17 protein-coding genes are annotated in these 16794 nt (G+C 55.3%); 8 read left to right on the top strand and 9 right to left on the bottom strand.

The features are described from left to right. Positions 1-214 precede the first annotated feature (214 nt). Entirely contained in the window at positions 215-1399 is a 1185-nt protein-coding gene (locus CRO87_RS20810; RefSeq protein WP_097164829.1) for a NupC/NupG family nucleoside CNT transporter, read from the top strand. Between the two features lie 82 nt (positions 1400-1481). Here the strand turns inward: CRO87_RS20810 and CRO87_RS20805 are convergent, their stop codons facing one another. From CRO87_RS20805 to putP, 3 genes are all read right to left on the bottom strand, one after another. Beyond that, on the bottom strand, positions 1482-1910 hold the full coding sequence (locus tag CRO87_RS20805) for a DUF3574 domain-containing protein (protein ID WP_097164828.1): 429 nt from the start codon (positions 1908-1910) through the stop codon (positions 1482-1484). A gap of 101 nt (positions 1911-2011) precedes the next feature. Then, entirely contained in the window at positions 2012-2548 is a 537-nt protein-coding gene (locus tag CRO87_RS20800) for a POTRA domain-containing protein (RefSeq protein ID WP_097164827.1), read from the bottom strand. 211 nt (positions 2549-2759) lie between these two features. Further along, the gene (putP, locus tag CRO87_RS20795) at positions 2760-4265 is read right to left on the bottom strand and encodes a sodium/proline symporter PutP (protein ID WP_097164826.1); all 1506 of its coding nucleotides are present in this window, start codon (positions 4263-4265) and stop codon (positions 2760-2762) included. Between the two features lie 399 nt (positions 4266-4664). Here putP and putA point away from each other — a divergent pair, with 399 nt between their 5' ends. Together putA and CRO87_RS20785 are read left to right on the top strand one after the other, a co-directional pair. Then, complete coding sequence (putA, locus tag CRO87_RS20790) at positions 4665-8627, top strand: trifunctional transcriptional regulator/proline dehydrogenase/L-glutamate gamma-semialdehyde dehydrogenase (RefSeq protein WP_097164825.1); 3963 nt, start codon at positions 4665-4667, stop codon at positions 8625-8627. Between the two features lie 128 nt (positions 8628-8755). Continuing rightward, a complete protein-coding gene (locus tag CRO87_RS20785; RefSeq protein ID WP_097164824.1) occupies positions 8756-9151 on the top strand; it encodes a lysozyme inhibitor LprI family protein in 396 nt (131 codons plus the stop codon). Here the strand turns inward: CRO87_RS20785 and rutR are convergent. From rutR to CRO87_RS20765, 4 genes are all read right to left on the bottom strand, one after another. Continuing rightward, complete coding sequence (gene rutR / locus CRO87_RS20780; RefSeq protein ID WP_097164823.1) at positions 9148-9786, bottom strand: HTH-type transcriptional regulator RutR; 639 nt, start codon at positions 9784-9786, stop codon at positions 9148-9150. The two genes, CRO87_RS20785 and rutR, sit on opposite strands and share 4 nt — an antisense overlap. 10 nt (positions 9787-9796) lie before the next feature. Continuing rightward, positions 9797-10723, bottom strand: a complete 927-nt coding sequence (locus CRO87_RS20775; RefSeq protein ID WP_097164822.1) for a DMT family transporter — start codon at positions 10721-10723, stop codon at positions 9797-9799. Positions 10724-10864: 141 nt separating this feature from the next. Further along, positions 10865-11041: a general stress protein gene (locus CRO87_RS20770; protein WP_097164821.1), complete on the bottom strand. Its 177-nt coding sequence runs from the start codon at positions 11039-11041 to the stop codon at positions 10865-10867. A gap of 374 nt (positions 11042-11415) precedes the next feature. After that, positions 11416-11700, bottom strand: coding sequence for a hypothetical protein (locus CRO87_RS20765; protein ID WP_141398724.1), 285 nt, complete (start codon positions 11698-11700; stop codon positions 11416-11418). A 378-nt stretch (positions 11701-12078) separates the two neighbouring features. Here CRO87_RS20765 and wrbA point away from each other — a divergent pair, with 378 nt between their 5' ends. Beyond that, positions 12079-12684 (top strand): NAD(P)H:quinone oxidoreductase, encoded by a 606-nt coding sequence (gene wrbA / locus CRO87_RS20760; RefSeq protein WP_097164819.1) that lies wholly within the window; start codon positions 12079-12081, stop codon positions 12682-12684. Positions 12685-12703: 19 nt separating this feature from the next. Next, positions 12704-12931 (top strand): YccJ family protein, encoded by a 228-nt coding sequence (locus CRO87_RS20755; protein WP_097164818.1) that lies wholly within the window; start codon positions 12704-12706, stop codon positions 12929-12931. 49 nt (positions 12932-12980) lie between these two features. On the opposite strand, the gene agp is transcribed toward CRO87_RS20755, so the two are convergent. After that, entirely contained in the window at positions 12981-14228 is a 1248-nt protein-coding gene (agp, locus tag CRO87_RS20750) for a bifunctional glucose-1-phosphatase/inositol phosphatase (protein ID WP_097164817.1), read from the bottom strand. Positions 14229-14374: 146 nt separating this feature from the next. On the opposite strand from agp, the gene CRO87_RS20745 reads away from it, so the two are divergent. The 3 genes from CRO87_RS20745 (at position 14375) to CRO87_RS20735 (ending at position 16229) form a co-directional block, all read left to right on the top strand. Further along, complete coding sequence (locus CRO87_RS20745; RefSeq protein ID WP_097164816.1) at positions 14375-14761, top strand: hypothetical protein; 387 nt, start codon at positions 14375-14377, stop codon at positions 14759-14761. Positions 14762-14785: 24 nt separating this feature from the next. Beyond that, the gene (gene kch, locus CRO87_RS20740; protein WP_097164815.1) at positions 14786-15964 is read left to right on the top strand and encodes a voltage-gated potassium channel protein; all 1179 of its coding nucleotides are present in this window, start codon (positions 14786-14788) and stop codon (positions 15962-15964) included. A gap of 73 nt (positions 15965-16037) precedes the next feature. Beyond that, the gene (locus CRO87_RS20735) at positions 16038-16229 is read left to right on the top strand and encodes a YegP family protein (RefSeq protein WP_097164814.1); all 192 of its coding nucleotides are present in this window, start codon (positions 16038-16040) and stop codon (positions 16227-16229) included. Between the two features lie 50 nt (positions 16230-16279). Here the strand turns inward: CRO87_RS20735 and CRO87_RS20730 are convergent, their stop codons facing one another. Next, entirely contained in the window at positions 16280-16693 is a 414-nt protein-coding gene (locus CRO87_RS20730) for a hypothetical protein (RefSeq protein ID WP_097164813.1), read from the bottom strand. Positions 16694-16794: the final 101 nt, after the last annotated feature.

Here is a 16794-nt window from a genome sequence, read left to right as displayed (position 1 = left end):
TGCAAAGTTTCGTAAATATGAGTGATAGTGATTATCATTACACTGAAAAGAAACACAAGTGAAATGTGCGGATAATGATGTCAGGTTGTAAAAGGTTTCCGGCGAAATGGTAAGCAAAGAAAGTAATTTATCTAAGCATAGCAACAGGTAATCGTTTACGTCGGCGCGGCGCTGTGGCTAAATATGCGCCCCGTTTACCTGCAAACTCACTGAAATGGCTAATTTACTTCACTTCCTGCTGGCGCTGGTGGTTATCCTTGCACTTGCCTGGCTGGTCAGTTTTGACCGTAAAAAAATCCGCGTTCGCTACCTGGCGCAGTTAATCCTTATTGAAATGGCGCTGGCGTTCTTCTTCCTTCATGCCGAGAGCGGTTTAGTTCTGATTAAATCTGTTTCAGGCGTGTTCGAATCGCTGCTGAAATTCGCCGCCGAGGGCAGCAACTTTGTATTTGGCGGGATGAGCGACAAGGGTCTGGCCTTTATTTTCTTAGGCGTTCTCTGTCCGATAGTGTTTATTTCCGCACTGATCGGTATTCTTCAGCACTGGCGCATTCTGCCAATTTTTATTCGGGTAATTGGCACCCTGTTGTCGAAAGTGAACGGCATGGGCAAACTCGAATCCTTTAACGCGGTAAGTTCGCTGATCCTCGGCCAGTCGGAAAACTTCATTGCTTACAAAGGCGTGCTGGGCGATCTCTCTTCCCGTCGACTGTTCACTATGGCCGCGACGGCAATGTCGACGGTATCGCTGTCAATTGTGGGTGCCTACATGACCATGCTCGACGCGAAATATGTCGTGGCGGCGCTCATTCTGAATATGTTCAGCACCTTTATTATTCTGTCGGTCATTAATCCGACGCGCCCGGATGCTGAAGCGGAAATAAAGCTTGAGAAACTGCATGAGTCGCAGAGCTTCTTTGAAATGCTCGGGGAATATATCCTCGCTGGCTTTAAAGTGGCGATGATTATTCTGGCTATGCTGATTGGCTTTATTGCGCTTATCAGCGCCGTGAACGCCCTCTTCTCGATGCTGTTTGGCCTGAGCTTCCAGGCTATTCTGGGCTACGTCTTCTATCCGCTGGCGTGGCTGATTGGCATTCCGCTGAGCGATGCCCTGCACGCGGGCAGCATCATGGCGACCAAGCTTGTGGCGAATGAGTTTGTGGCGATGATTGAACTGCAAAAAATTGCCGCTGAAATGACGCCGCGTGGGCTGGGTATTCTCTCCGTGTTCCTTGTATCCTTCGCGAACTTTGCCTCTATCGGCATTGTGGCGGGCGCCATTAAAGGGCTGAACGAAAAACAGGGGAATGTGGTTTCCCGCTTTGGCTTACGCCTGGTATATGGCGCGACGCTGGTGAGCCTGCTTTCGGCGAGTTTTGCGGGGCTGGTGCTTTAAAATGAGTGCCGGGTGGCGCTACGCTAACCCGGCCTACGCAGGCCCGGCAAGCTCAGTGCCGCCGGGCATTTTCGTTTAACAATCAGAACTGCACGCACACCGGTTGATCGACCCGCATCACCGACTCCTGCGCAAAGCGAGATTTATAGACGCCTCGCAGGGCTTCAATATTGGTTTCGCTCTGCGCATCCTTTCCGTGAATCAGCATCAGGGCTTTGCTTTGCTCACGCGCCACGATGCCGTCATTGCCCAGCCACTGGCCGCGGGCATCAAACACCGTCAGGCCATCCTTAAAGCGCGGCGTGACGTCGCGGTCAACAAACTGCTGCCACTCCTGAGCGGTAATATCCTTGCCCGCAGGACGGCTCAGGCCGAAATAAAGCGTGGTTTGTTGCATCTGGTTTTCTGCTTTGCAGCTCTGCGTGTCCGCAACGGTTTTCTGCGATGGTGTTGTACAGCCACTCAGTGCCATTGCCAGCACGGCGGCGGCTAAGCCCGTTCTGATTTTCATTGTCTGCTATCCTCATTGTTTTTATGCCGGAAGATATCAGCGCATTTTCAGATAATTAGCAAGAGAAAAGCCGGACAGTATTCACGTGGGCGCACTCAGATTTATAGCCACGGCTTAGGCAACGAAGTATTCAACGTCAGATGATGGTAACTTTCTGTGAGGAGTGGTCTGTCCGTCACCCTGCCCGGATTGACTTTGTATTTTAGCGTTCCGCTACGCAAATCCTGTGAAGGCGTATCAACATAGCTGTTGATAAAACCTTTCCGGATAAACTCGTTATGGATTTTTCTTGTCAGGAAAGTGATGCCATTGTGACCCAGACACTTTCCTTCGGCCTGTTTTATCAGCGGTTGTAGAAAATCCAGTGAAACATCTTTTGCCCTGGTCGTCATCACAACCCGCTGAATCTGCCAGCAGGTTTCATCTTGCGGAAACTGCAGCGCATTTGCTTTTTCATTATTTCGTGAAGAGTGAACTTTGCCCTGATCCAGATTCAGCAGCTCAGTCCACAGTTTATCCTGCTTAAGGTAAATCGACTCGCTGGCGTGCATTGATGCCCCCGCCGTCGTAGTCAGTAAACTCAGGGCGAGCAAAGCCGCGCCTGCGAATAAAGTGAAACCCTCTTGGTTAAGATTCATTATTATCAACACTTCCCGGTGTTATTACTTTCAGAACGCAAATATCAAGTGCGTTTGATTTTATAAAACCAGAAAAGGCTTATATATAGTAATGCAACGATTTTAGATGAGCAGACAAACAAAGGGAGGCAAAGGTTAAGGGAACTCTTTCAATCAAAAAAACGGGGTTGCCAGCGATTGACCGGCAACCCCGTTGTGCTGCGACAGTACGTTACTCAGGCTGAAGCTTTACCGGCGGTGCAGAGTGATAATGCGCATCAGCTTCCGCGAAACGTTTCTGCATCGTCGCTGACGGCGCTTTGCCTAACAGGCTGAACACCACAATCCCGATGCTGCCGAAGATGAAACCAGGGATGATTTCATACAGGCCGAGCCAGCCGAACTGCTTCCAGACGATGACGGTGACGGCACCGATAATCATACCCGCCAGTGCGCCGTTGCGGGTCATGCGTGACCACATGACGGAGAACAGCACCACCGGCCCGAACGCCGCGCCGAAACCTGCCCATGCATAGCTCACGAGGCCCAGTACGCGGTTTTCCGGGTTCGCCGCCAGGACAATCGCCACCAGCGCCACGACCAGCACCATCAGACGCCCCACCCAAACCAGCTCTTTCTGGCTCGCGCCTTTACGCAGGAACGCTTTGTACAGATCTTCAGTAATCGCACTGGAGCACACCAGCAGCTGGCAGCTCAGGGTCGACATCACCGCCGCCAGAATGGCGGAGAGCAGAATACCAGCCACCCAAGGGTTGAACAGAATCTGCGCCAGTTCGATAAATACGCGCTCGCTGTTCTGATTTACCGCGCCTGCAAGTTGCGGATTGGTATTAAAGAAGGCGATACCGAAGAAGCCCACTGCCACCGCGCCCGCGAGGCACAGAATCATCCAGGTCATACTGATACGACGGGCATGAACAATGCTGTGGTGCGAATCGGCCGCCATGAAGCGCGCCAGAATGTGCGGCTGACCGAAGTAGCCCAGGCCCCAGCCCATCAGCGAGATGATGGCGACAAAGTTCAGGCCCTTGAGCATGTCGACGTTCTCAATGCTCTTTTGCTTAATCACTTCCAGCGAATCACCAAAGCCGCCGACCGTCAGAATCACAATAACTGGCGTCAGGATCAGGGCGAAAATCATCAGGCTCGCCTGCACGGTATCGGTCCAGCTCACGGCCAGGAAGCCGCCGATGAAGGTGTAGAGGATGGTTGCCGCCGCACCGGCCCACAGAGCCGTTTCGTAGCTCATGCCGAAGGTGCTTTCAAACAGACGCGCCCCCGCCACAATGCCGGATGCACAGTAGATGGTGAAGAACAGCAGAATCACCAGCGCCGAGATAATACGCAGCACGCGGCTTTTATCTTCGAAGCGACCGGTAAAGTAGTCCGGCAGCGTCAGGGCGTTATTGTTCGCCTCGGTGTGGACGCGCAGACGCCCCGCCACCAGCTTCCAGTTAATCCACGCGCCCAGGCACAGGCCGATGGCAATCCAGCTTTCGGAGATACCGGAGATGAAAATCGCGCCTGGCAGGCCCATCAGCAGCCAGCCGCTCATGTCGGATGCGCCAGCAGAAAGCGCCGTCACGAATGGCCCGAGGCTGCGGCCGCCCAGAATATAGTCGTCAAAGTTTTTGGTTGAGCGCCAGGCAATAAAGCCAATCAGGATCATCCCCAAAATATAAATAAGAAAGGTCACCACCATCGGTGTACTAGCCATAAATCATTCTCCAGAAAACGCTTTTTATCCCTGAATCCGGAACGAAGAGTCAGGTTCTTTTTTACGGAAGGAGCGTATCCTGCCGTAAGCGGTATTTATTCACAAACGATTTAACACTGCATTTACAGATATTACATCCCGGTAATCAGACCATTTTTCTATAGGTTGCACTTGCTCACGCTTTTATGGGTTGCACCTTTGAAAAATGTTAACCACCGCATAAATCCTGGCGTAATACCCGATTATTAGCGTGCTTTTCATTGTTAAAAGCTTTTAACAACCCATTGCTTTTCCTGATTGCTGGCGAAGTCACACTTAACACGGTTGCACAAAGTTGCAACATGATAGATATTTCTGTGCAACTAAAGCAGCACTATACGAACAACAGGAGCTTCAGGCATGGGCAGCACAACCATGGGCGTTAAACTTGACGACGCCACGCGCGAAAGAATTAAAAGCGCCGCAACCCGCATTGACCGCACGCCGCACTGGCTGATTAAGCAGGCCATTTTTAACTATCTGGAAAAGCTGGAAAACGACGAAGCGTTACCGGAACTGCCGGCGCTGCTCTCCGGAGCCGCTAACGAAAGCGATGAAGGTGCCCTTCAGGCCGAAGAAACGCACCAGCCATTCCTTGAGTTCGCCGAACAAATTCTGCCGCAGTCGGTGTCGCGCTCTGCCATCACCGCCGCGTGGCGTCGCCCTGAAACGGATGCCGTGCCGATGCTGCTGGAGCAGGCACGTCTGCCTCAGCCCGTTGCCGAGCAGGCACACAAGCTGGCTTATCAGCTGGCAGAAAAGCTGCGTAATCAGAAGAACGCCAGCGGTCGCGCGGGCATGGTCCAGAGCCTGTTGCAGGAGTTCTCTCTCTCTTCTCAGGAAGGCGTGGCGCTGATGTGCCTGGCCGAAGCGCTGCTGCGTATTCCGGACAAGGCCACGCGCGATGCGCTGATCCGCGACAAAATCAGCAACGGCAACTGGCAGTCGCACATTGGCCGCAGCCCGTCGCTGTTCGTCAACGCCGCCACCTGGGGCCTGCTGTTCACCGGCAAACTTGTGTCGACTCACAACGAAGCCAGCCTGTCTCGCTCCCTGAACCGCATCATCGGCAAGAGCGGCGAGCCGCTGATCCGCAAAGGCGTGGATATGGCGATGCGCCTGATGGGCGAGCAGTTCGTCACCGGGGAAACCATCTCCGAGGCGCTGGCGAACGCCCGCAAGCTTGAAGAAAAAGGCTTCCGCTACTCCTACGACATGCTCGGTGAAGCGGCCCTGACCGCCGCCGATGCACAGGCGTACATGGTTTCTTATCAGCAGGCGATCCACTCGATTGGCAAAGCCTCAAATGGCCGTGGCATCTATGAAGGCCCGGGCATCTCCATCAAGCTTTCCGCTCTGCACCCACGCTACAGCCGCGCGCAGTATGACCGCGTGATGGAAGAGCTTTACCCGCGTCTGAAATCCCTGACCCTGCTGGCGCGCCAGTACGATATCGGTATCAACATCGACGCCGAAGAAGCCGATCGTCTGGAGATCTCCCTCGATCTGCTGGAAAAACTCTGCTTCGAACCGGAACTGGCGGGCTGGAACGGTATCGGCTTCGTCATTCAGGCCTACCAGAAGCGCTGCCCGTTCGTGATTGACTACCTGACGGATCTCGCCACCCGCAGCCGCCGTCGCCTGATGATCCGCCTGGTGAAAGGTGCGTATTGGGACAGCGAAATCAAGCGCGCGCAGATGGACGGTCTGGAAGGTTACCCGGTCTATACCCGCAAGGTGTACACCGACGTTTCCTACCTCGCCTGCGCGAAAAAGCTGCTGGCGGTACCGAACCTGATTTACCCGCAGTTCGCTACCCACAACGCCCACACGCTGGCGGCAATTTACCAGCTGGCAGGCCAGAACTATTACCCTGGACAGTATGAATTCCAGTGCCTGCACGGCATGGGTGAACCGCTGTACGAGCAGGTTGTCGGTAAAGTGGCCGACGGCAAGCTGAACCGTCCGTGCCGTATTTATGCCCCGGTCGGTACTCACGAAACGCTGCTGGCGTATCTGGTGCGTCGCCTGCTGGAAAACGGCGCGAACACCTCCTTCGTCAACCGCATCGCCGACACCTCCCTGCCGCTGGATGAACTGGTTGCTGACCCGGTCAGCGCCGTCGAAAAACTGGCGCAGCAGGAAGGCCAGGCTGGCCTGCCGCATCCGAAGATCCCGCTGCCGCGCGCGCTGTATGGCGAAGGCCGCGACAACTCTGCGGGTCTGGATCTGGCGAACGAACACCGCCTCGCTTCCCTTTCCTCTTCCTTGCTCAACAGCGCCCTGCAGAAATGGCAGGCAAAACCGATGCTGGAACAGCCAGTGGAAGATGGCGACATGCAGCCGGTGATCAACCCTGCCGAGCCAAAAGACGTTGTCGGCTTTAGCCGCGATGCCACCGAACAGGAAGTGGAGCAGGCGCTGACCAGTGCAGTGAATAATGCGCCAATCTGGTTCGCCACCCCGCCGCAGGAGCGTGCCGCGATCCTTGAACGTGCCGCCGTGCTGATGGAAGGTCAAATGCAGCAGCTGATGGGCATTCTGGTGCGTGAGGCAGGGAAAACCTTCTCCAACGCCATCGCTGAAGTGCGCGAGGCTGTTGATTTCCTGCACTACTATGCCGGCCAGGTGCGCGATGACTTCGCCAATGAAACGCATCGTCCGCTCGGCCCGGTCGTCTGTATCAGCCCGTGGAACTTCCCGCTGGCGATCTTCACCGGACAGATTGCCGCAGCCCTTGCTGCGGGCAACAGCGTGCTGGCCAAACCTGCCGAGCAAACTCCGCTGATTGCCGCTCAGGGCATCAACATTCTGCTGGAAGCAGGCGTGCCGCCAGGCGTGGTGCAGCTGCTGCCGGGCCGCGGTGAGACCGTGGGCGCACAGCTGACCTCAGACAACCGCGTTCGCGGCGTGATGTTCACAGGTTCAACTGAAGTCGCCACGTTGCTGCAACGCAATATCGCCAGCCGCCTCGACCCTCAGGGTCGCCCGACGCCACTGATTGCGGAAACCGGCGGCATGAACGCGATGATCGTCGACTCTTCCGCGCTGACCGAGCAGGTTGTTGTGGACGTGCTGGCCTCAGCCTTTGACAGTGCCGGACAGCGCTGTTCTGCCCTGCGCGTGCTCTGCCTGCAGGATGACATCGCCGATCACACTCTCACCATGCTAAAAGGCGCAATGGCAGAGTGCAGGATGGGTAACCCTGGGCGTATGACCACGGATATCGGCCCGGTGATAGACGCCGAAGCCAAAGGCAACATTGAGCGTCATATTCAGGCGCTGCGCAGCAAAGGCCGCCCGGTCTTCCAGGCTGCCCGCGAAAACAGCGACGATCGCCGTGAATGGGCTGCGGGCACCTTTGTGCCACCGACGCTTATCGAGCTGGAAAGCTTCGACGAACTGCAAAAAGAGGTCTTCGGCCCGGTGCTGCACGTGGTGCGCTACAACCGCAACGAACTCAGTGGCCTGGTTGAACAGATCAACGCCTCCGGCTACGGTTTGACCCTCGGCGTGCATACTCGTATCGATGAAACCATCGCTCAGGTCACCGGCAGCGCCAACGTCGGCAACCTTTACGTCAACCGTAATATGGTCGGCGCCGTGGTGGGCGTACAGCCGTTCGGCGGCGAAGGTCTGTCCGGTACGGGCCCGAAAGCCGGTGGTCCGATGTACCTCTACCGCCTGCTCTCCAGCCGTCCGGACGACGCGCTGCTCACCACGCTGAACCGTCAGGACGCAGAGCGCCCGGTGGATGCGCAGCTGAAAGCCCTGCTCGAACAGCCACTGGTTGCACTGCGTGAGTGGGCAAATAGCCGCCCTGCATTGCTGGCGCTGTGCTCACGCTATGCGGAACTGGCGCAGGCCGGTACCCAGCGCGTGCTGCCGGGCCCGACAGGCGAGCGTAACACCTGGACTGTGATGCCGCGTGAACGCGTGCTGTGCCTTGCGGATAACGAAGAAGATGCGCTGGCACAATTGGCCGCTGTCACCGCAGTGGGCTGTGAAGTCCTGTGGCCAAACGAGAGCCTGCATCAGAGCCTGGCGAAACAGCTGCCGAAAGCCGTCGGCGATCGCATTCGTTTTGCGAAGCGTGAGCACATTGTCGGAGAGGACTTCGACGCGGTTATCTACCACGGCGATTCCGACCAGCTGCGTGAGCTGTGCGAACAGGTTGCGGCGCGTGACGGCGCGATTATTTCAGTGCAGGGCTTTGCCCGCGGCGAAACCAATCTGCTGCTGGAACGTCTCTACGTTGAACGTTCGCTCAGCGTGAACACGGCAGCCGCAGGCGGTAACGCCAGCCTGATGACAATCGGTTAACGCGGCGATTACGATGCCAAACGGCACTTCAACAAAGTGCCGTCTGGAAAAGACAGGCAGAATTTAGCCAGTACACTAAGCTCCGGAAACGGGGCTTTTTTTTCTTTGAAGTAATTTTGGAGTAATAGATGAAACGCTTAATTCTGACCACTATCGCGCTGCTGTTCAGCGCCCATGCGCTGGCTGACGACTGCGCCAAAGCAACCACCCAAACCGATATGAATATCTGTGCCGACCAGGAGTATAAGGCGGCTGATAAAAAGCTGAATGAAGCCTACGCCACGGTAATGAAACGCTTGCCTGAGGAGCACAAAGGGCTGCTGAAAACGGCACAGCAAAAGTGGATTGCCCTGCGCGATGCCGACTGTGAGTTTATCGCCTCCGGCACCGAGGGCGGCAGCGTCCAGCCGATGATCCGCCTGGACTGCAACACGGCCAAAACAAATGAACGAACCGAATGGCTAAAATCGATGCTGAACTGCGAGGAAGGCGATATGGGCTGCCCGGTCCCGCGTGCGCCTTAACGCAGGCGGATCCCTTCGATAATCATGCGCTGTACGCTTTCCACCGTCTGTTGGAAGAACTCCCCATCGCGCAACGTTTTCCCGGTGACCGCCTCCACCTGGGTGGAAAAGTCCGCGTAATGTTGCGTGGTGGCCCAGATCATGAAAATCAGATGATTGGGATCTACCGGCGCCAGCTTCCCCTCTTTCACCCAGGCGGAAATGATCGCCGACTTGTCATCCACGAGGGATTTTAAATCCCCCGTGAGCTCCGCCATCAACAGCGGTGCGCCCTGGAGCATTTCCAGGCAGAACAGCCGGGAGGCTTGCGGATGATCGCGTGACACCTCCAGCTTGAGGCGTATATATTCGCCAATCGCCTCCAGCGGGGCGAACTCCTCGCGGAAGGCACGCAGCGGCGCGAGCCAGATATCGAGGATGTTGCGCATGACCGCCACGTACAGCGCCTCTTTCGACGGGTAGTAATAGAGCAAATTGGTTTTCGACACCCCAGCCTGCTCCGCCACTTGCTCCAGACGCGTGCCGTGAATACCAAACTGTGAGAAGGTGTTTAACGCCGCGCTCAGGATAGCTTCCTTTTTGGCATTAACCGCCTGACTGCGCTTACCCGTTTTTTTGCTGGCTGTCTGGGCCATTTGGCTCTCCTTATTCCTGCTCTGCACAGGACGGGTCATTCCCTTCCGGCAATGCGGCTTTCTTCTTTTTGAACTTCAGTTCGCTCACCAGAACACCCGCCACGATAAAAGCGGCTCCGAGCAGCGCCAGCATCGGCAAACGTTCCCCCGCCATGCGGCCAAAAATGCCCGCCCAGACGGGTTCGCCGGTGTAGATAACCGTGGCTCGGGTTGGTGAAACGCTGCGCTGCGCCCAGTTCATCACCACCTGAATAATGGCGCTGAAAATACCTAGCCCCAGCGCCACAGCCAGCAGCCCCGGGGAGAAAGTCGGTACGGATTCACCGGCAGGCACCATCATGGTGAACGCCACCAGCGAGGCTGTCGCCAGCTGCACAACCGTCACTCGCTTCACATCGACCTTTCCGGCCCAGGCACTGATCAGAATAATTTCGGCAGCGATGGCGAGCGCACCTGCAAGGGTGATGAGTTCGCCCGTGCCCAATGCCAGTAAATTGTCACCCGGCCCGGCGAGTAAGACCAGGCCAATAAAGGCGAGCGCAATACCAATGCAGGACATCAGCCCTGGCATCCGTCCCAGGCAAAGCCATTGCAGCAGTGGAACCAGCGGGACATACATCGCGGTAATAAAAGCCGATTTGCTGCTGGAAATCGACTGAAGCCCCCAGGTTTGCAGGCTGTAACCAAAGGCAATGGCGATACCGATCGCCACGCCAGCCTTCAGTTCGAGCAGCGTCAGGCCCCTCATTGATTTCAGGGAGAGTAATCCAACCGCGATAGCCGCCGTGGCGAATCGCAGACCCACGAAGAAAAAGGGATCGCTCAGCGTGACCGCATACTGCACCGCAAGAAAGGTGCCGCCCCAGAACATCGTGATAACAATCAGGAGCGCTTCCTGAGGCTTAACGGAGAATTGATAACGAGAAAGAAGGGACATAGTACCGCCGGGCAGACATTCAGCCCATCAGTGTGCCGATAGCTGAATAGCGCTGCAACCCGCAGACATAAAAAAACCGCCGACAGCGTCGGCGGCGGGGAGTGATGGGCTCGGGTCGCCACATCTTAGGGCGTCAGACCACTAGCTGTTACGATTGCTGCCGTGGCTGTTTTTTCCCCCTTTTTTGCCAGCTTCGGATGCGCGTTGAGGATCGTTTTTGAAGTTCCCCCCGCTGTGCTGGCCACCTTTACGACCTGCTTCTGATGCTCTTTCGCGGTCTTCAGCAAAATTACCTGAACCGCCACGATGGTTTGCCATTACCGACCTCCGGTTGTACAGACATCATATTGCATTACGTGAATGTGGAAGATTCCACTGTGCGACCCGGGCCGATGCCCTGTTTTATGCCGCGTGGAATTAAGCTTAGTGGATGCCGCTTATTCCTCCAGCGGCTTGTAATAATCTGCAACATGCACCAGGCAAAAAGTATGAGAGTGCCGCTGCGTGGACGATAAGCGTCTCTTCTGATTTATGAAAAAACGCCCAGGAAAGTGTGTCAAATTGCGACAATTTCGGGCGTTTTTATTCCACTCTCATCCTGAGAAAAACACCATATCGGCCCCATCCGAACCTGAAATCTACTGACCGCCTTCCTGATTGGCGTTTTGCCGAAAGGGCCCGGCCTTTCATGGCTATGAGCGGCGAAGATCGCCGACGTAAACGCCCTGCTTCATCAACGAGACTTTCCCGCTCTTATAAACAATGACCTGGTACAGACCTGAACTGTACACCGCTGCCTTGTTGGTTTTTTCATCGAGGGCACAGGGTTTTTCGTTGAGATAAACGAAGTAGCCGTTCTCAATCGTGAAGCGGACACCGTAGCCCTGATAAACAGGCTGGCCTGGGGCGGCCTGACACACTAAGGACGCCCCTGCCATCAGCAGGCCAAGGACGGTATTTCTTATGCTGATCATCATTTGCTCATCTTTTGAATTGTTATGTACTGACTGTTCGATACCGCGCAGACCGGGGTATTTCACGCCTTCACAGTGGGGTTATTTAAGCCTGCAAAGCGTGGCTAGAATTTGATTTAAAATAACCTCCAAAATGATTTCACATGAGAAAAATTCAGTTTGTAAATAATCTAGTGAGGTTATTGATTTGGGTTGTTACAGCCCGATTTATCAGGTGCATAAAGTTGTAGAGGATCTGTGAAATGGTCTTTCGATGAGGCCGTGGACGATAGCTAATCCACTTTTCGTAAATCCTGCCAAAAAGTTGACCTGAACAGGGATGTGACCAACACTTTGAGGAGTACCCTGAATATACACAGTGTGAAAACGGAGCATAACGCTATGAGTGGAAAGGCTAAAATTTTGGTTCTCTACTATTCCATGTACGGACACATCGAAACAATGGCTAAGGCCGTTGCCGAAGGAGCAAGCGGCGTTGATGGTGCAGAGGTCACCGTCAAACGGGTGCCTGAAACCATGTCAGCGGAAGTATTTGCCAAAGCCGGGGGCAAAACTCACACCGCGCCAGTCGCTACGCCGCAGGAGTTGGCGGATTACGACGCCATCATCTTCGGCACGCCAACCCGTTTCGGCAATATGGCCGGACAAATGCGCACCTTCCTCGATCAAACCGGCGGTCTTTGGGCCTCGGGTGCCTTGTACGGCAAACTCGGTAGCGTCTTCAGCTCTACGGGTACCGGTGGCGGCCAGGAGCACACCATCAGCTCCACCTGGACCACTCTCGCCCACCACGGCATGGTGATTGTGCCTATCGGCTACGGTGCTCAGGAGCTGTTCGACGTTTCTCAGGTGCGCGGCGGTACACCATACGGTGCGACCACTATTGCAGGCGGAGACGGCTCCCGTCAGCCAAGCCAGGAAGAGCTGGCCATTGCCCGCTACCAGGGCAAACACGTTGCTGAACTGGCCGTAAAACTCAACGCTTAATCTTTGTCAGGAGGTGTGAATGCCAACACAGGAATCCAAAGCGCATCGCGTGGGCGAATGGGCCAGCCTGCGCAACACGTCGCCGGAAATCGCTGAGGCCATTTTTGAACTCGCCAAATACGACGAAAAACTGGCGGAGAAAATATGGGAAGAAGGCAGCGATGAGGTACTGTCGCTGGCCTTTGACAAAACCGATAAAGATTCGCTGTTCTGGGGCGAGCAGACCATAGAACGTAAAAACGTCTGACCTTCACGGACTCCCCCGTCCTCACGGGGGAGTCTGCTATTAGCGCGCTTTATTTCCCTGTCGCCGCGCTGTTTAACACCGCATTGAATTTCTCCACCGGACAGAATCCGTCGGCATCCACCGGGCACCCATTCAGCGCCAGCGTCACACGCTGCGGCGGCGCTTTGAGCGTCAGTACGTCGGCATTTCGCAGCTGTTCAGTGCTCTGATAGACATACTCGATTTTCATCAGTTCACGATTACGCGCCGTGTCCTTCCAGCGCTGGAACACTATTTTTCCGCCGATTGGCGTGCGCTCATACTGGTTTTGCAGCTGATAAGGCTTGAAATCCAGCGCCATCAGCAGCGAAGCGATATTGGAATCATGCCCCACCAGCAGGGTCACTTTCGGGGCTTTTGCGGCTTCAGTCACCAGCGTCTTATCAATGTATTTCACCAGCGGGGCCGCCACGTTGCGCGCCACGGCCGGGGAGGTAAACAGGCTGTCCTGATAGCCGTTTTTCAGCTCAGAGAGTACGCGCCACTGCTGGTCGGTTTTGATTTGCCCCCACGCGACCTGGTCGAGCGGAAAACCTTCGTAGTACTGAAGCGTAAAGGCATCCACCAGCGAGTTGCCAACCTTCAACGGCCCGTTTACGCCCGGCTCTTTTTCATAGGGCGCGATAAACTCATCTTTTCCCTCTGGCAGTGAACAGACCTTTTTCTCTTTGCACGACGGCGAGTTCTGATAATCAGTGATCTGCTCCAGCAGCTTATAGCTGTCATCAAGATGCATTTTCTGCCGCTCATCGCTCATCGCCTTCACGGCCTGCTCACTGAAGGCGGCTGAGTCATTGGTGATCACCGGGTTGAAGGTGGGGTCCATGGTGCCCATTTTTTCCTGGTGATGAACCGGTACGTCACAGCCCGGGAAAGCCCCGGTGATAAAGAACTGCGCCGTTGCGACGGTGCGCTGTAAGCTGTTGGCATAGGCATATACCGTGTCCGCTGCCGGACATTCGCCGCTCGTCACCATGCCCTGCTCCGCCAGCCATTCCCGCATGTAATGACCCATATAGACTTCAAGCACGCCGCCTTTGGTGGTGAGCTGCCCGCCGGGCACATCCCACTCCGGCCATTTATTCGGCGTGGATTGCTCCAGCACGCTGCCGTTATTAGCCAGCGGTGCGCGCAGATTATGACGGCTCATGATCAGCACCTGCTGGAGCTGATACCCCTGCGGAGCCTGCTGAGCCTGAACGCCAGAACTTGCCAGAGTGGCGCCGACAATCGCTGCGGCCAGTACGCTTTTTCTCATCCCTAAACCCTCTTGCGTGAATAAACGGGTTTAATTGTGACAGATTCATGACATTTTACCGGGAAGCAGGCAGCAAACCGGGCAATTTCCCCTTCGTATAAGGAAAAGACCTTATACTACGCAGACCGGACCGCAGGAGTTTCCCTATGAAATCAGACGTAACCTACGAATTTCACCACTTTGGTATCCCATTGCAGGACGGCAAAACCGAAGGCGTGTTCAGTGAAAAGGCGGGGATGTATACCGTCGATAACCCGGGGAAATTTCGCGTGCAGTGGCATCGCTTCACCGATGATTCTCCGCTCCACCCGCTGCTCAAAACCGTGCCGCACGTGGCGCTGAAAGTGAATAATCTGGCGCGCGCCATCGAAGGCGAAGAGGTGATCCTTGGCCCCTACGAACCCATTGATGATTATTTTGTGGCGGTAATTAACGATAACGGCGCGCCGGTTGAACTGATTCAGACCACCCTCAGCGATGACGAATTGTGGGGGCGTGCTCGCCGCGGTCAGGGCAGCCTGTACCGCCAATAAGCGCAGAGCAAAGGAATGACGGTCATGAAAGCCCTGTTTAAAAAAATTATCAGCCTGCGCACCCTTTTTCAGCCCTATCGCCTGCTGGGCGTGCTGACGCTGGTGCTTGGGTGCATGTTCCTGAAGCCGCTGCTGCTGCACCTGTACCATTTCATCCCGCAGGCGCGCGGCACCTTCACCGGCTGGAAAGATCTGATTTCCACCTTTGGCCTGCTGACGCTGCCCCAGGTCGTGCTGGGTATTGCGCTGGTGTTGATGAGCATCGGGCTGTTTCTGCGCGCCCGGGTGGCATGGTCTTTTACGCTTATCCTGCTGATTGCCGTCGCGCTGTTTAACTTCCTGCTGCACGACGGTCGCCACCACATCGGCTATCTGTCGCTTATCGACGGCTTTTTCCTGCTGTGGTTCTGGCGCGAGTTCAGCCAGTCGAGTCTCGCGGCAGGCACGCTGTTCGCGCTGATAAGCTTTGCTTCCCTGCTGACGTATGCCCTCAGCGGTTCGCTCTATCTGGGCGATGAGTTCCACCCGGCTATCAACGAGCTTTCCACGGCGCTCTACTTTTCGACGGTCAGCATGTCCACCGTCGGCTTCGGTGATATCGTCCCGGCCACCGCCGCGGCCCGTCTGTTTACCGTCTCCATTATTATTCTCGGCATTACCGTCTTTGCCACGTCCATCAGCGCCATTGTTGGGCCTGTTATCGGCGGCAATCTTAAACGAATGATCAAAGGTAGGATTTCACACGCCATGCGCAAGAACCACATGATTGTTATCGGTGCCACGCCGCTGGCGCTGAGCGTTTACACTGGGCTGACTGAGCAGGGTGAAACCGTGACGGTCATTGTTCCCCCTGGCGTCAACCATGAATACCCGGCCGACGCCGACCTGATAGTCGACGATCCGTCATCGGACAAAACGCTCCGTGAGGCAGGTGCCGACAAGGCACGCTATATTCTTGTGCTGCGCAATGACGATTCTGATAACGCCTTTATCGTGCTGGCGGCCAAAGAAGTCGTTTCCGGCGACACTAAAATCCTCGCACTGGTGAACTCCGATAAGAACCTGAGCAAAATCAAACGCGTTCAGCCCGATATCGTCTTCTCTCTGCAAACCCTGGCCAGTGAGCTGCTGTTGCGTAAGCTCAGCGGGGAAAAAATGGAGGCGGGTAACCTGATGGATCTCCTGTTCCAGGAGAGTCATTGACGGTTATCTGGCAGGAGTGGTATGAAGATCTATGCTTAAACAGGCAGTTGGACATTCAACCAAGGAGAAGACGATGGGCTATTTTGAAATCAAGAAATCCGATAAAGAAACCAAAGAGCCGTACTATTTCGTGCTGAAGGCCGCCAACCATGAAGTGATTGCCCGCAGCGAGATGTATTCCACCAAAGCCGCGGCGCAAAAAGGCATTGCCTCCGTGCAGAAAAACGGGGCCACCACCGACGTACGCGATAAAACTGAGTCGTAAAATGTAAAAAAGCCCGCTCAATAGCGGGCTTTTTTGTGCGCTGAGAAGAATTACTCCGTCACGCTCTTTTTCACGTCTTGCGCACCGGCCTTGGTTTTGTCCCAGGCTTTAGCGCTGCCTTCTTTAGTGGCATCCCAGGCTTTCTGGCTGCCCTCTTTGGTGCCATTCCAGGCCTTTTCAGAACCCTGCTTGGTCTTATCCCAGGCCTTTTCACTGCCCTCTTTGGTGCGGTTCCACGCCTTCTCACCGTCCTGCTTCATCTTGTCGGTGGCTGAGCCGTCGCTCTGCGCTTTGTGGATCTGCTCCTGAGTGCGGTGCTCGGTCTGGTGCAGTTTTTCTTTTGCTGTGTCTGCGCCCGCGTGGGCCGCCTGAACGGTTTCGTCTGTTGCGTGCTGCATTTCACCCTGTGCCATAGCACCGGTGGTGATAAACAGAAGGGACAAAGCGATAGCTGTCTTTTTCATTGTGTATTCCTTTTTATCTGAGTCCGGTGTCTACTCTATTTTTCGCAGCTCCAGGCGACAAGGCGATAAATCCTAATTGGATCAAGGCGCTCTGATGAGAG

The organism is Enterobacter sp. CC120223-11 (assembly GCF_900215375.1).
Classification (GTDB): domain Bacteria; phylum Pseudomonadota; class Gammaproteobacteria; order Enterobacterales; family Enterobacteriaceae; genus Scandinavium.
This window is presented reverse-complemented; position numbering and strand designations above follow the sequence as displayed.

Excerpts from the sequence above, each read along its gene's own strand:
- rutR (WP_097164823.1), bottom strand. The coding sequence starts at position 9,786 with ATGGCCCAGACAGCCAGCAAAAAAACGGGTAAGCGCAGTCAGGCGGTT.
- CRO87_RS20775 (WP_097164822.1), bottom strand. The coding sequence starts at position 10,723 with ATGTCCCTTCTTTCTCGTTATCAATTCTCCGTTAAGCCTCAGGAAGCG.
- CRO87_RS20730 (WP_097164813.1), bottom strand. The coding sequence starts at position 16,693 with ATGAAAAAGACAGCTATCGCTTTGTCCCTTCTGTTTATCACCACCGGT.
- CRO87_RS20755 (WP_097164818.1), top strand. The coding sequence starts at position 12,704 with ATGCCAACACAGGAATCCAAAGCGCATCGCGTGGGCGAATGGGCCAGC.
- CRO87_RS20735 (WP_097164814.1), top strand. The coding sequence starts at position 16,038 with ATGGGCTATTTTGAAATCAAGAAATCCGATAAAGAAACCAAAGAGCCG.
- CRO87_RS20745 (WP_097164816.1), top strand. The coding sequence starts at position 14,375 with ATGAAATCAGACGTAACCTACGAATTTCACCACTTTGGTATCCCATTG.
- putP (WP_097164826.1), bottom strand. The coding sequence starts at position 4,265 with ATGGCTAGTACACCGATGGTGGTGACCTTTCTTATTTATATTTTGGGG.
- agp (WP_097164817.1), bottom strand. The coding sequence starts at position 14,228 with ATGAGAAAAAGCGTACTGGCCGCAGCGATTGTCGGCGCCACTCTGGCA.
- CRO87_RS20770 (WP_097164821.1), bottom strand. The coding sequence starts at position 11,041 with ATGGCAAACCATCGTGGCGGTTCAGGTAATTTTGCTGAAGACCGCGAA.
- CRO87_RS20765 (WP_141398724.1), bottom strand. The coding sequence starts at position 11,700 with ATGATGATCAGCATAAGAAATACCGTCCTTGGCCTGCTGATGGCAGGG.
- putA (WP_097164825.1), top strand. The coding sequence starts at position 4,665 with ATGGGCAGCACAACCATGGGCGTTAAACTTGACGACGCCACGCGCGAA.
- CRO87_RS20785 (WP_097164824.1), top strand. The coding sequence starts at position 8,756 with ATGAAACGCTTAATTCTGACCACTATCGCGCTGCTGTTCAGCGCCCAT.
- kch (WP_097164815.1), top strand. The coding sequence starts at position 14,786 with ATGAAAGCCCTGTTTAAAAAAATTATCAGCCTGCGCACCCTTTTTCAG.
- wrbA (WP_097164819.1), top strand. The coding sequence starts at position 12,079 with ATGAGTGGAAAGGCTAAAATTTTGGTTCTCTACTATTCCATGTACGGA.
- CRO87_RS20810 (WP_097164829.1), top strand. The coding sequence starts at position 215 with ATGGCTAATTTACTTCACTTCCTGCTGGCGCTGGTGGTTATCCTTGCA.
- CRO87_RS20800 (WP_097164827.1), bottom strand. The coding sequence starts at position 2,548 with ATGAATCTTAACCAAGAGGGTTTCACTTTATTCGCAGGCGCGGCTTTG.
- CRO87_RS20805 (WP_097164828.1), bottom strand. The coding sequence starts at position 1,910 with ATGAAAATCAGAACGGGCTTAGCCGCCGCCGTGCTGGCAATGGCACTG.